This is a genomic window from Streptomyces sp. NPDC032745, from assembly GCF_055579465.1.
Genome location: NZ_JBVING010000002.1, coordinates 239,597 through 252,480, shown reverse-complemented (window position 1 = coordinate 252,480; position 12,884 = coordinate 239,597). Strand labels below are relative to the sequence as shown.

Annotated in this window: 10 protein-coding genes; 6 read left to right on the top strand and 4 right to left on the bottom strand. The window is 73.3% G+C overall.

The window, feature by feature from the left end:
• Positions 1-30 precede the first annotated feature (30 nt).
• Positions 31-2,493, bottom strand: a complete 2,463-nt coding sequence (locus tag ACZ5WG_RS05495) for a penicillin acylase family protein (protein WP_468720849.1) — start codon at positions 2,491-2,493, stop codon at positions 31-33.
• Between the two features lie 164 nt (positions 2,494-2,657).
• Between ACZ5WG_RS05495 and ACZ5WG_RS05490 the strand changes: the two genes are divergently transcribed.
• Entirely contained in the window at positions 2,658-4,208 is a 1,551-nt protein-coding gene (locus ACZ5WG_RS05490) for a fatty acyl-CoA synthetase (RefSeq protein ID WP_468720848.1), read from the top strand.
• Between the two features lie 75 nt (positions 4,209-4,283).
• Here the strand turns inward: ACZ5WG_RS05490 and ACZ5WG_RS05485 are convergent, their stop codons facing one another.
• Both ACZ5WG_RS05485 and paaK read right to left on the bottom strand, forming a co-directional pair.
• Positions 4,284-5,105, bottom strand: coding sequence for a YhjD/YihY/BrkB family envelope integrity protein (locus ACZ5WG_RS05485; protein WP_468720846.1), 822 nt, complete (start codon positions 5,103-5,105; stop codon positions 4,284-4,286).
• A 123-nt stretch (positions 5,106-5,228) separates the two neighbouring features.
• Positions 5,229-6,530 carry a phenylacetate--CoA ligase PaaK gene (gene paaK / locus ACZ5WG_RS05480; protein WP_468720845.1) on the bottom strand — a complete coding sequence of 434 codons (1,302 nt, stop codon included), beginning with the start codon at positions 6,528-6,530 and terminating at the stop codon, positions 5,229-5,231.
• Positions 6,531-6,640: 110 nt separating this feature from the next.
• On the opposite strand from paaK, the gene ACZ5WG_RS05475 reads away from it, so the two are divergent.
• Positions 6,641-7,504: an alpha/beta fold hydrolase gene (locus tag ACZ5WG_RS05475; RefSeq protein WP_468720844.1), complete on the top strand. Its 864-nt coding sequence runs from the start codon at positions 6,641-6,643 to the stop codon at positions 7,502-7,504.
• Between the two features lie 119 nt (positions 7,505-7,623).
• A complete protein-coding gene (locus tag ACZ5WG_RS05470; RefSeq protein WP_468720843.1) occupies positions 7,624-7,839 on the top strand; it encodes a hypothetical protein in 216 nt (71 codons plus the stop codon).
• A gap of 62 nt (positions 7,840-7,901) precedes the next feature.
• On the opposite strand, the gene ACZ5WG_RS05465 is transcribed toward ACZ5WG_RS05470, so the two are convergent.
• Positions 7,902-9,551: an acyl-CoA synthetase gene (locus ACZ5WG_RS05465; protein WP_468720841.1), complete on the bottom strand. Its 1,650-nt coding sequence runs from the start codon at positions 9,549-9,551 to the stop codon at positions 7,902-7,904.
• 190 nt (positions 9,552-9,741) lie between these two features.
• Here ACZ5WG_RS05465 and ACZ5WG_RS05460 point away from each other — a divergent pair, with 190 nt between their 5' ends.
• The 3 genes from ACZ5WG_RS05460 (at position 9,742) to ACZ5WG_RS05450 (ending at position 12,874) form a co-directional block, all read left to right on the top strand.
• Positions 9,742-10,542, top strand: coding sequence for a crotonase/enoyl-CoA hydratase family protein (locus ACZ5WG_RS05460; protein WP_468720840.1), 801 nt, complete (start codon positions 9,742-9,744; stop codon positions 10,540-10,542).
• A gap of 293 nt (positions 10,543-10,835) precedes the next feature.
• Positions 10,836-11,807: a Zn-ribbon domain-containing OB-fold protein gene (locus tag ACZ5WG_RS05455; RefSeq protein ID WP_468720839.1), complete on the top strand. Its 972-nt coding sequence runs from the start codon at positions 10,836-10,838 to the stop codon at positions 11,805-11,807.
• A complete protein-coding gene (locus ACZ5WG_RS05450) occupies positions 11,807-12,874 on the top strand; it encodes a thiolase domain-containing protein (RefSeq protein WP_468720838.1) in 1,068 nt (355 codons plus the stop codon). The genes ACZ5WG_RS05455 and ACZ5WG_RS05450 overlap by 1 nt, the downstream gene beginning before the upstream one ends.
• The last annotated feature ends 10 nt before the right edge of the window (positions 12,875-12,884 follow it).

Here is a 12,884-nt window from a genome sequence, read left to right as displayed (position 1 = left end):
GGAACCGACCCCACCGGGTACGCGGCGCGGTCAGCGGCGCTCGCGCGGCCGGACCACCTTCAGCTGCGGCGAGGTGAGGATGTCCCGCTCGCAGAACCTCGAGGTCACCCACCGCTCCCGGGAGAACAGCCGGGTCTGGTCGGCGTAGTGCGGCGAGGCCGGGTTCGAGGACTGGCCGTACGTCAGCAGCGTGCGCGCCACCGGGCAGTGGCCGCCGTCCCAGCCGACCGCCTGGATGTGGCTGGAGCCGTGCACGACCTCCGGGTAGCCCCCGGCGGCCGCGTTCCACGGCGCCTCGATCTTGTTCCACACGCCGAGTGCCTCGGTGCCGCCCGGCACCGGAAGCTTCTGCCCGCCGCGCACCACGAACTGGTGCGCGCCGAGCGGTGCGTTCAGGGCGATGCCCGCCGCCGTCAGTTCGGCGACCGTGTCCGCGAGCGCCCGCCCGATCCCGGGCGCCGCCTGGTTGAGCGTACGGGGCGTGCGGACGGGATCGGCCGCCGAGAACGGCACCAGCCACAGGTCCTTGGCCGCCGTACCCGCCGTCAGCTTGCGCCAGAACCGGTCGAAGAGCAGCGCGCCGCGGCTACCGGTGTCGGCCGTACGGTCCCAGCCCGCCAGCACCGCGCAGGCCGCCGAGACGTCCACCGACCGGCCGTCGCTCGCGGTGGCCGTGCCGCCGGGCAGGGCGGCGCAGGCCTTCGCCGTGTCTGCCGCCGCCAGGTCGCCGGCCGGGACCCGGTCGGCGAACTGCTGCTTCTGCAGATCGGCCACGGTCAGCCGGCCCTTCGCGGCCATCGCCGCCACGTCCTCGACGGCGCCGCGGGTGCGCAGCGACCGCGGGGTGCCCGCATTGCCCCAGACCCGCTCGTATCCGGTCAGCGGCCGGTCGGCATTGGCCAGCCAGGCGCTGTCGTTGGAGTTCTCGGCGTACGGGGCGTCGCGCAGCGTCGGTGCCTTCCCCGGGCCGAACACCCCGGGCTGCACCGCGTCCGGGTCCGAGCCGAGCGCGCAGTCGCCGCGCGCGCCGTCGAGGACCGCGAGCCCGGACGCCGGGTACGTTGCCCTGCCGAGCGGCGTGGAGCAGCGGGCGGCGAGCTCGTCGGTGATCCGTGGCAGCACCTGGGACTGGGTGAACAGCGTGCGGCCGGCGGAGTCCGCGGCGACCGTGTTGACCCAGGGCAGGCCCTGCGTGCGCTTCAGCGCGTCCTGGATCCCGGCGACCGAGTGGGCCTTGCCCATGGCGAGGGCGGTGTCGGAGCCGCGCAGGTTCGCGGCGTTCGGGTCGTTCAGGGCGTACGCCGTGCCGGCCGTCCAGGGCAGCGGCAGGCCCGGGCCGAGGCCGGTGACCACGGGCCCGTAGCGGGTCCACCACTGGGTGCGGGTGACCGGATCGCCGCCCGCCGCCTGGACGCTGACCTTCCGCTGCGTCATCTTCTCCGGCTTGCCGTCGACCAGATAGGCGGTCGGGTCGGCCGGGTCCAGGGTGAGCTGGTGCAGGTTGACGGGGGTGCCGGTGGCCACGGTGTGGCTCCAGGCCACCTTCTCGTTGAAGCCGATGTTGACCACGGCGGTGCCCAGCAGGGAGCCGCCGGAGACGTTCAGCTCGCCGGGTATGGTCTGCTGCGACTGCCAGAACCGGCGGCCGCCCTGCCAGGGGTAGTGCGGGTTCCCGAGCAGCAGGCCGCTGCCGCTCGCGGTGGTGGAGCCGCTGAAGGCCACCGCGTTGGAGCCCATGTCGTAGCGGCCCGTGTCGAAGAAGGCCCGGGCGGCCTCGGCGGCCGCCGCCGGGTCGGCCGCGGGCTCCGTACGGGCGCCGGCGGCGCCTGACGCCGCCCGGCCCGGCGGCTGCGCCGCGGCGATGTCGTCGACGGCGCGCCCCTGGCCGCCGAGCACGGAGACGGCGAAGCCCCGGGAGGCCACGTCGAGGACGGTGACCGGGCGCACCCATGCGGCGCCCTTGCAGGCCGGGTCGGTGATCTTGTTCTGGGCGAGCCAGGCGTTGTACCCGGCGGCCCAGCCGCGCATCAGCTCCTTGAGGTCCCGGGTGGGGCCGGCCGGGGCGGGTGCGGCGAGGAGCTTCTCGACGGTGCCGGATTCCCGCACCCCCTTGAAGTACAGGTCGCTGGACAGGTTCCTGGCCGCGGAGGACAGGGAGCCGTCGGGCGCCGCGTCGGCGCCGAACCAGCGCGAGCGCTCGCCGACCACGGTCACGAACCCGTCGGCGAGCACACAGATCTGGTCGGCGGCCTGGGCCCAGCCGGTACCGAAGCCGAGGTGTGCGTAGTCCTGGGCCAGGATGTGCGGGATGCCGTTCTCGGTGTACCGGATGACGGCGGACAGGCCGCCGCCGGACGGCCCGTGGCCGGCGGCGGCCGTCGCGGCCGAGGCCTGCGGCACCGCGGACGTGACGGCGAGCAGGGCGGCGCCGGTGAGCGCAGCGCGCCGGAGCAGCGGGCGGGTGCGGCAGTATCCATCCAGAAAGCGCAACATGCCTCCCAAGTAGCCTGCGGATGGGCGTGGTTGCCCGTGGAACAGGCGGTGCTTGCGTGCCCCCACACTCATGCAGGCAGCCTGATGATCTGTCAACATCCCGTTCGGTATCCCGGTTGTGCCGGTTCTTGACCCCGGCCGGACGCGGAGACGAGGATCCCGCCATGACGGCAGCGCAGACGGTGCAGGCAGGGCAGGCCGGGGACCCGGTGCGGCGGAACACGGTCGACGGGCTGGTGCGCGACAGCGCGCTGCGGGTCCCCGACCGGATCGCCGTCCGCTACGGCGACCGGACCTGGACGTACGCGGAGCTCGACACCGCCGTCTCCACCGGCGCCGCCGTCCTGCGGGAGCGGTACGGGCTGGCCGCCGGCGACCGGGTCGCGACCTTCGCCCACAACTCCGACGCCTACCTGCTCGCCTTCCTCGCCTGCGCCCGGGCCGGGCTCACTCACGTCCCGGTCAACCAGAACCTCACCGGCGAGGACCTCGCGTACATCCTGGACGACTGCACGAGCGCGCTCGTCCTCGCCGACCCCGACCTCGCCGCGCGGATCCCCGGGGGCCGTGCCGTACGGGCGCTGCGCGACGCGCCCGGCTCGTTCCTGGCGGAGCTCGCCGCTCCGCTGCCCTTCGCGGCGGAGCACGACCCGCACGCCGTGGTGCAGCTGCTCTACACATCGGGGACCACGGCGCTGCCCAAGGGCGCGATGATGACGCACGAGGCGCTGGTCCACGAGTACGAGAGCGCGATCGAGGCGCTGGACCTGTTCGAGGGGGACCGGCCGGTGCACTCGCTGCCGCTCTACCACTCGGCGCAGATGCACGTCTTCCTGCTGCCGTACCTGGCGGTGGGCGCGCAGAACACGATCCTGGACGCGCCGGTCGCGGAGGCGATCTTCGACCTGGTGGAGTCGGGGCGGGCCGACAGCCTCTTCGCGCCGCCCACGGTGTGGATCGGCCTCGCCAACCACCCCGATTTCGGGCGGCGGGAGCTGGGCGCGCTGCGCAAGGCGTACTACGGGGCCTCCATCATGCCGGTGCCCGTCCTGGAGCGGCTGCGGGCGCGGCTGCCCGGGCTCGGCTTCTACAACTGCTTCGGGCAGAGCGAGATCGGGCCGCTGGCCACCGTTCTCGGACCGGACGAACACGAGGGGCGGATGGACTCCTGCGGCAGGCCGGTCCGCCACGTCGAGGCGAAGGTCGTGGACGAGGACGGCGCGGACGTGCCGGACGGCACGGCGGGCGAGGTGGTCTACCGGTCGCCCCAGCTCTGCCTGGGGTACTGGAACGACCCGGAGGCGACGAGGAAGGCCTTCCGGGACGGCTGGTTCCGCTCCGGGGACCTCGCGGTGCGCGATGCGCAGGGCTACTTCACGGTCGTCGACCGGGTGAAGGACGTCATCAACTCGGGCGGTGTGCTGGTGGCCTCCCGGCAGGTCGAGGACGCGCTGTACACCCATCCGGGGGTCGCCGAGGCGGCGGTGGTGGGCCTGCCCGACGAGCGGTGGATCGAGGCCGTCACGGCGGTCGTGGTACCGCGCGGCGAGGTGACGGAGGCGGAGCTGCTGGCGTACGCCCGGGAGAAGCTGGCCGGCTTCAAGGCCCCGAAGCGGGTGCTGTTCGTGGACGCCCTCCCGCGCAACGCGAGCGGCAAGATCCTCAAGCGTGAACTCCGCGACCGGTTCGGGCGGGAGGACCGGCAGGGGCTTTGATGCGGCCTCGGGGAAGTGGGGCACGCCTCCGCGCCGCACCCCACTTCCCCGAGGCCGCTTGGACCGGGCCGGGCGTCACTCGGGCAGCAGCCCGGTGTCCTGGAGGCGGCGGACGGTGAGGTGTTCGTGGACCAGGCGGCCGACCAGGGCGCCGCCGTAGACCACGAAGCCGACGCCGACCAGCCAGGACTGGACGACCAGCAGGGTGCCGAAGGGGCCGTAGGTGACGGCGTTCGACGCGATCAGCGGAGAGAACACCAGCTGGGAGAAGACCCGCAGACCGAGCAGGCCCAGGCTGGTCGCCACCGCCCCCGGCAGCAGGGCCCGCCAGCGGACCCGGCCGCCGAGCAGCAGCCGCTGGGAGCCCCAGAAGAACGCGCAGGTGCCGATGAGGTCGCCGGTGGTGCCGAGGATCGTGCCGGGCGCGTCGTTGGACGGCGCGGGGATCTCGACGAGCAGCCCGAGGTAGCAGACCAGCAGGGCGAGCCAGACGACGTGCCGCCACATGGTGTGCCAGCGGGCGGTGGGCAGGTCCCAGACCTTCTCGTACCCGGTCTGCACGGCCGAGCCGAAGGTCAGGCCGAAGACGGCGAGGGCCGCGAGCCCGAAGGCCGTGGTCCGCTCGAGCGCCAGGTCGGCCGCGCCGAACAGCATCTCGACCCGGGCCCGCGAGGACTCGGTGACCCCGAGGGCCTGGCCGAGCCAGCGGCCGAAGCCGGAGCCGCTGCCGGGAGCGGCGGCCGCCACGACCACCAGCAGCGGCACCAGGGTCAGGAAGCCGAGGGCGGCGAAGCCCATGGCCCGGTGCATCAGCTCCATCTCCCGCCCCCGGCTCCACGCCAGCCCGGCCGGGGAGGCCTGGAGCCGGTCGTGGAGCTGTCGGAAGATCGAGGTCACGCCTCATGGACTACCCGGACGGACCCGCCGGCTCCCGGAGGCTCCCCCGAAGTAGGCCCGAAGGGGTGGTCTCGGGGTGCGATCCGGGCTCGGCCCGCCCCGGGTCCAACCCTGCCGGGTCGGCTACTGCGCCTCGCGGAGGTCCACCAGCCGCTTGATCTTGCCCACCGAGCGCTCCAAGGTCTCCGGGTCGACCACCTCGACGCCCACGGAGACCCCGATGCCCTCCTTCACCGCCCGGACCACGGCGGCGGCCGCGGACTCCCGCTGACCGGCATCCGCCTCCCGGCGCGCCTCCACCCGCACGGTCAGGGCGTCCATCCGGCCATCCCGGGTCAGCCGCAGCTGGAAGTGCGGGGCCAGGCCGGGCGTGCGCAGCAGGATCTCCTCGATCTGCGTCGGGTAGAGGTTCACCCCGCGCAGGATGATCATGTCGTCGCTGCGGCCCGTGATCTTCTCCATCCGCCGGAAGGCCGGCCGCGCCGTGCCGGGCAGCAGCCGGGTCAGGTCGCGGGTCCGGTAGCGGACGATCGGCATGGCCTCCTTGGTGAGGGAGGTGAACACCAGCTCCCCGGACGCGCCCTCCGGCAGCACCTCACCGGTGAACGGGTCGACGACCTCCGGGTAGAAGTGGTCCTCCCAGATGTGAAGGCCGTCCTTGGTCTCCACGCACTCCTGCGCCACGCCCGGGCCGATCACCTCGGACAGGCCGTATATGTCCACCGCGTCGATGTCGAGCCGCTGCTCGATCTCCCGGCGCATCTCCTCGGTCCACGGCTCCGCGCCGAAGATGCCCGTACGGAGTGAGGTGCTGCGCGGGTCGATCCCCTGGCGCTCCATCTCGTCCAGCAGCGTGAGCATGTACGAGGGCGTCACCATGATCACCTCCGGCCGGAAGTCCTGGATCAGCCGGACCTGGCGGTCGGTCATCCCGCCGGACGCCGGGACGACCGTACAGCCGAGCCGCTCCGCGCCGTAGTGCGCGCCGAGCCCGCCGGTGAACAGGCCGTACCCGTACGCGATGTGCACGATCTGGCCCGGTCTGCCGCCCGCCGCCCGGATGGACCGGGCCACGACGTCCGCCCAGGTGGAGAGGTCCCCGTCGGTGTATCCGACGACGGTGGGGCGGCCGGTGGTGCCGCTGGAGGCGTGGATGCGCCGCACCTCGGAGCGGGGCACGGCGAACATGCCGAAGGGGTACTGGTCGCGCAGGTCGGCCTTGGTGGTGAAGGGGAAGAGGGAGAGGTCGGCGAGGGAGCGGCAGTCATCGGGGTGCACGCCGGCCTTGTCGAACGCCTGCCGGTAGTGGGGCACCCGCTCGTAGGCGCGGCTCAGCGTGGTGCGCAGCCGCTTCAGCTGGAGCGCGGCGAGCTCGTCGCTGCTCAGCCGCTCACTGTCGTCGTGGACATCCGCATACGCCGTCATGCCGTCACCTCATCGAGAGCCGCGCCAACCGACCGATCATTCGGTAGATTGCCCCAGCCCGGCGGCTAAATCAATGACTCGAACGAGTGATCGCATGATGGGATGGGCTCATGTCGATCTTCAACACCTACGACGGAACCGAACTCGCCTACCACGTCCGGGGCGAGGGCGAGCCGCTCGTCTGTCTCCCGGGTGGCGCCATGCGGGCCTCCGCCTACCTGGGCGACCTCGGCGGGCTGACCGCCGGACGCCGGCTGATCCTCCTCGACCTGCGGGGTACGGGGGACTCGGCGATACCGGCGGACGAGTCCACGTACCGGGTCGACCACCAGGTCGCCGACGTCGAGGCCCTCCGGGTCCACCTCGGTCTGGAGTGCATGGACGTGCTGGCCCACTCGGCCGGCGGCAACCTCGCGCAGCTGTATGCGGCCGCCCACCCCGAGCGGGTGCGCCGCCTGGTTCTGGTCACCCCGACCTGCTGGGCCGTGGACCTCGACTCGACCCCGGAGCAGCGCCTGGAGACGGTCCGGGCGCGGTCGGGCAGCGAGCCCTACGACACGGCCATCGCCGCCTACGAGCGGATCCTGGGGATCATGGCCGCCGGTGGCACCCCCACCCCCGCGGACTGGCGCCGGGCGATGCCCCTCGCGTACGGGCGCTGGGACGACGAGGTGCGCGCCCACCTCGACGCGAGCGACCGCGAGAAGAACGCGGCGGCGGCCGCCGCCTACGCGGGCCCCGGCGCCTTCGACCCGCCCGCCACCCGGGCCGGGCTGCGCCGTGTCGCCGGCGAGGTGCTGGTGCTGGCCGGGGAACTGGACAGCAACCCCACCTCTGCCCTTGCCGCCGAACTCGCGGGGCTCTTCCCGCACGGCGCCGTCGACGTACAGCCGGGCGGCGCGCACTTCCCGTGGCTGGACGACCCGCAGTGGTTCGCGGCCCGGGTGGAGCGCTTCCTGGCCGAAGGGGTCTGAGCACCGGGCCCGGAGGACGTGCGGCCGGACGGCCCGGGCGGCAGGCGGCCGCCCGGCCGTCGGCGTACGGTCGAAGGAGATGCCCCCCGCCCAAGGAGGCGTGAAGGGAGGCGGTGGCGATGTCCGTCATCGACCCCGCGGTATCGGTACGGCTCGGCGCCGCCGGCGCCCGCCGCCTGGCCGGACTGCTGGCCGAGGTGTCCCTCCTGCTGGAACACCCGGGCCCGGCGCGGCTCTCCGACGAGCAGGCCGACGTACTGGGCCAGGGCACGGACCGCGAAGAGCTCGCGTCCTGGGCCCGCAGCCTGGCGGCCGAACTGCGCACCCAGCTCTGAGCGGCCTGCGCGCGACCTGCGAGGCCCGTCGGCCCCGCCTGCCGCCGCGGCGCCCGGCCGGGTCAGTGCGCCGCGTCCGTGCCCGCGCCGGCGTCCGCCTCCGCCGCCACCGACTTCGCCCAGCGGTAGTCCGCCTTGCCGCTCGGCGAGCGCTGGACGGCCGGCGTGACGACCAGCTGGCGCGGGATCTTGTACCCCGCGAGCCGGGTCCGGCAGTGGCTCTGGATCTCCTCCAGGCTCGGCTCCGGGGCGCCCGGCCGGACCTGGACCACCGCCGCCACGTGATTGCCCCACTTCGCGTCCGGCACCCCGGCGACCAGGGCGTCGTACACGTCCGGATGGGACTTCAGCGCCTGCTCGACCTCCTCCGGGTAGACCTTCTCGCCGCCCGTGTTGATGCACTGCGAGCCGCGCCCGAGGACCGTGACGATGCCCTCCTCGTCCACCGTCGCCATGTCCCCGAGCAGCACCCACCGCTCGGAGCCCTTCCGGAAGAAGGTCTCGGCGGTTTTCGCCGCGTCGTTGTAGTAGCCGAGCGGGACGTGGCCGCGCTGGGCGAGCCGCCCCGGTACGCCCACCGGCACCGGCTCGTGCGTCGCCGGGTCCACCACCTGGGTACGGTCGTTGACGACGAGGCGGAAGCCCTTCTCGGGGCTCGAGTCGTCCGCCGCACGGCCGTTGGACCCGGACTCCGAGGACCCGAAGTTGTTCAGCAGCAGCACGTTCGGCACCAGCCGCTGGAAGTCGGCCCGTACCGTCTCCGACATGATCGCCCCGGACGAGGAGACGCTGAACAGTGAGGACAGGTCGGTCCCCTCGAGCGGGCCCTGCAGCGCATCGATGAGCGGCCGGAGCATCGCGTCGCCGACCAGCGAGACGCTCGACACCTTCTCCTTCTCGATCGTGCGGAGCACCTCCTCCGGCACGTACTTGCGGTGGATGACCACCCGCTGGCCGTAGTTGAAGGCGATGAACGAGGTCAGCGTCGAGGTGCCGTGCATCAGCGGGGGCGCGGGGAAGAAGGTGAGCCCGGCGCCGCGCGCCGCGACCCGCTCGGCCAGCTCCTCGGGCCGCTTCACCGGCTCGCCCGAGGGCTCGCCGCCGAAGAGCCCCGCGAAGAACAGGTCCTCCGCGCGCCACATGACGCCCTTGGGCATGCCGGTGGTGCCGCCCGTGTAGATGATGAACAGGTCGTCGGGGGAGCGGGGCGCGAAGCCGCGCGCGGGCGAGCCGGCCGCCTCGGCGTCCGCGTACGCGACGGGCGCGACGGAGGGCTCCGGCGCGCCTTCGGGGACCGGCCCGACGCGGATCAGATGGCGCAGCTTCGTCGTCTGCGGGAGGGCGGCGGCCACCCGCTCGGTGAACTCGCCCTCGAAGACGAGCGCGGCGAGGTCGGCGTCGTTGTAGAGGTAGACCAGCTCCTCCTCCACGTACCGGTAGTTGACGTTCACCGGTACGAGGCGGGCCTTGAGGCAGGCCAGGACGGTCTGCAGGTATTCGATGCCGTTGTAGAGGTGCAGGCCCAGGTGCTCGCCGGCCGTCAAGCCGCTGTCCAGCAGGTGGTGCGCGATGCGGTTCGCCGCGGCGTCCAGCTCCGCGTACGTGAGGCGGCGCTCGGCGCCGGTCCCGGGGTGGTCCACGTACACAAGGGCCTCGCGGTCCGGGACCACGTCGACGACCGACTCGAACAGGTCGGCAAGGTTGTACTCCACCGTTCCTCCTCACCCCCGAGGTTGCCCGTTGCCGGGCCCATGGCTGTGCTGCCCGCGGCGGTCATTAGAGCGCCGCTCAGCCCAAGTGGGAAGGGCGCGGCCCAAGAAATCTGACTGTGTGTCAGAAAACTATTGAACTGCACCGGGCCCTCCTGCAACCTGTTCTAGGTCTTGAGACGGGAGGACGGCAATGGGTGGGACCGAACACCTGACCGTGGAGCGCCACGGCGCCACGCTGGTGCTCACCATGAACAGGCCCGAGGCGAAGAACGCGCTCTCGCTGCCACTGCTGGTGGGGCTGTACGACGGATGGCTGGAGGCCGACGCCGACGACACGATCCGCTCGGTGGTCCTGACGGGCGCGGGCGGGGACTTCTGCGCCGGGATGGACCTCAAGGCGCTGGCCGGGAAGGGGATGGCCGGCGATCAGTACCGGGACCGGCTGAAGGCCGACCCCGACCTGCACTGGAAGGCGATGCTCCGCCACCACCGGCCGCGCAAGCCGGTGATCGCGGCGGTGGAGGGCTACTGCGTGGCGGGCGGGACCGAGATCCTGCAGGGCACGGACATCCGGGTCGCGGGCGCGGGCGCCACCTTCGGGCTCTTCGAGGTCAAGCGGGGCCTGTTCCCGATCGGCGGCTCGACGGTACGGCTGCCGCGGCAGATCGCGCGGACGCACGCGCTGGAGATGCTGCTGACCGGGCGCCCCTACTCCGCCGAGGAGGCCGCCCGGATCGGGCTGATCGGACAGGTGGTCCCCCACGGGGGGGCACTGGAGGCGGCGTTGGAGATCGCCGAGCGGATCAACGCGTGCGGGCCGCTGGCCGTCGAGGCCGTCAAGGCCTCCGTCTACGAGACGGCCGAGTTGACCGAGCGCGAAGGGCTGGCCTCCGAACTGGTGCGGGGGTGGCCGATCTTCGACACGGCCGATGCGAAGGAGGGGGCACGGGCGTTCGCCGAGAAGCGGGCTGCCGTGTACCGGCGGGAGTAGCCGGAGCCCCCGCCGGGCTCCGGGGCCCCCGGCCGCCGTTGCCCTGACGGGTCTGCCGGTGCCCTGCCGGTGCCCTGCCGGTGCCCTGCCGGTGCCCTGCCGGTGCCCTGCCGGTGCCCTGCCGGTGCCCTGCCGGTGCCCTGCCGGGTCCGGTCGAGTGCCGGTGCGGCGCCGCTGCCGGGGCCCTGCCCCGGACCCCGCGCCCCAAACGCCGGCGGGGCTGGAGGTGGGCCGGCGGGCCCGCGCCTGGATCTGCACGTGTCATGACCGTTGCGACTATCGGAGAGCCTCTTATGACAGCAGCCGCGTCCCCACCCGAGGTGCTCCGTGCGCCCCTCGTCGTCGAGTTCCCCTTCACCCGGTCCCTCGGGCCCGTCCAGAGCGCCTTCCTCACCGGGCTGCGCGAGCGCGTCGTCCTCGGCGTCAGGACCACCGGCGGCACGGTGATGGTCCCGCCCGTCGAGTACGACCCCGTCACCGCCGAGGAGATCCGCGAGCTCGTCGAGGTCGGCGCCACCGGCACCGTCACCACCTGGGCCTGGAACGGCGCCCCGCGCCCCCACCAGCCCCTGGCCACCCCCTTCGCCTGGGTCCTGGTCCGCCTCGACGGCGCGGACACCGCGATCCTCCACGCCCTCGACGCCCCCGGGCCGGAGGCCGTCCACACCGGCATGCGGGTCCGGATCCGCTGGGCCGGGGAGCGCACCGGCGCCATCACCGACATCGCCTGTTTCGAGCCCCACGACGGCGGCGCCCGCGCGCAAGCCGCCCCGCACGACGGGCGGTTCGCCGATGCCGTCACCGGCATCGTCGCCGAGGCCCGCCTCGACTACACGTACAGCCCCGGCCGCGCCCAGACGGCGTACATCAACGCCCTCGCCGAGCAGCGGACCGTCGGCGAACGCTGCCCCTCCTGCCACAAGGTGTACGTGCCGCCGCGCGGCGCCTGCCCCACCTGCGGGGTCGCCACCACGGACCAGGTCGAGGTGGGTCCGGCCGGCACGGTCACCACGTACTGCATCGTCAACATCAAGGCCCGGAACGCCATGAACGACGCCATCGAAGTCCCGTACGTCTACGCCCACATCGCCCTCGACGGCGCCGACCTCGCCCTGCACGGCCGGATCGGCGGCATCCCGTACGACCAGGTCCGCATGGGCCTGCGCGTCGAACCCGTCTGGACCGAAGGCGGCCGCCACCCCGACCACTACCGCCCCACCGGCGAGCCGGACGCCGACTACGACGCGTACAAGGAGCTCATCTGATGCCCGCGACGAGCAGGTACGCACGCGACGTCGCCGTCGTCGCCTTCGCGCAGAGCGACCACCGGCGCAGCACCGACGAACTCAGCGAAGTCGAGATGGTCATGCCGGTCCTGCACCAGGTGCTGGCCCAGACCGGTCTGAAGGCCGGCGAGATCGGCTTCACCTGCTCCGGATCCAGCGATTACCTCGCCGGCCGCGCCTTCTCCTTCACCATGGCCCTCGACGGGGTCGGCGCCTGGCCGCCGATCTCCGAGTCGCACGTCGAGATGGACGGCGCCTGGGCCCTCTACGAGGCCTGGGTCAAGATCCAGACCGGCGAGGCCGACACCGCGCTGGTCTACTCGTACGGGAAGTCCTCCCCGGGATCCGTACGGGACGTCCTGACCCGGCAGCTCGACCCGTACTACCTGGCCCCGCTCTGGCCCGACTCGGTGGCCCTGGCCGCCCTCCAGGCCCAGGCCCTGATCGACGCGGGCGAGACCGACGAGGGCGCCCTCGCCGCCGTCGGCGCCCGCAGCAGGGCTTCGGCGGCCGCCAACCCGCACGCCCAGCTCGGCGGTACCGTCCCGCAGGGCGACTACCAGGTCCGGCCGCTGCGCACGGGCGACTGCCCGCCCATCGGCGACGGCGCTGCCGCCGTCATCCTCGCTGCGGGCGACACCGCCCGGCGCCTCTGCGAGCGGCCCGCCTGGATCACCGGCATCGACCACCGGATCGAAGCCCACGGCCTGGGCCTGCGCGACCTCACCGACTCCCCGTCCACCCGGATCGCCGCCGGGCACGCCGGGGTCTTCGAGCGCCCGGTGGACACGGCGGAACTGCACGCGCCCTTCTCCTCCCAGGAGGTGATCCTCCGCAAGGCGCTGGGACTCGGCGAGGACGTCGTCGTCAACCCGTCCGGCGGGGCGCTCGCCGCCAACCCCGTCATGGCCGCCGGCCTGATCCGGATCGGCGAGGCCGCCGCCCGGATCCACCGCGGCGCCTCCGACCGGGCCGTCGCGCACGCCACCTCCGGCCCCTGCCTCCAGCAGAACCTGGTCGCCGTACTGGAAGGGGACCGAGCATGAGCACATCGGG

Bases quoted from the DNA above. Each gene is read 5' to 3' on its own strand.
- ACZ5WG_RS05495 (WP_468720849.1), bottom strand. From the start codon at position 2,493: ATGTTGCGCTTTCTGGATGGATACTGCCGCACCCGCCCGCTGCTCCGG.
- ACZ5WG_RS05490 (WP_468720848.1), top strand. From the start codon at position 2,658: ATGACGGCAGCGCAGACGGTGCAGGCAGGGCAGGCCGGGGACCCGGTG.
- paaK (WP_468720845.1), bottom strand. From the start codon at position 6,530: ATGACGGCGTATGCGGATGTCCACGACGACAGTGAGCGGCTGAGCAGC.
- ACZ5WG_RS05475 (WP_468720844.1), top strand. From the start codon at position 6,641: ATGTCGATCTTCAACACCTACGACGGAACCGAACTCGCCTACCACGTC.
- ACZ5WG_RS05470 (WP_468720843.1), top strand. From the start codon at position 7,624: ATGTCCGTCATCGACCCCGCGGTATCGGTACGGCTCGGCGCCGCCGGC.
- ACZ5WG_RS05460 (WP_468720840.1), top strand. From the start codon at position 9,742: ATGGGTGGGACCGAACACCTGACCGTGGAGCGCCACGGCGCCACGCTG.
- ACZ5WG_RS05455 (WP_468720839.1), top strand. From the start codon at position 10,836: ATGACAGCAGCCGCGTCCCCACCCGAGGTGCTCCGTGCGCCCCTCGTC.
- ACZ5WG_RS05450 (WP_468720838.1), top strand. From the start codon at position 11,807: ATGCCCGCGACGAGCAGGTACGCACGCGACGTCGCCGTCGTCGCCTTC.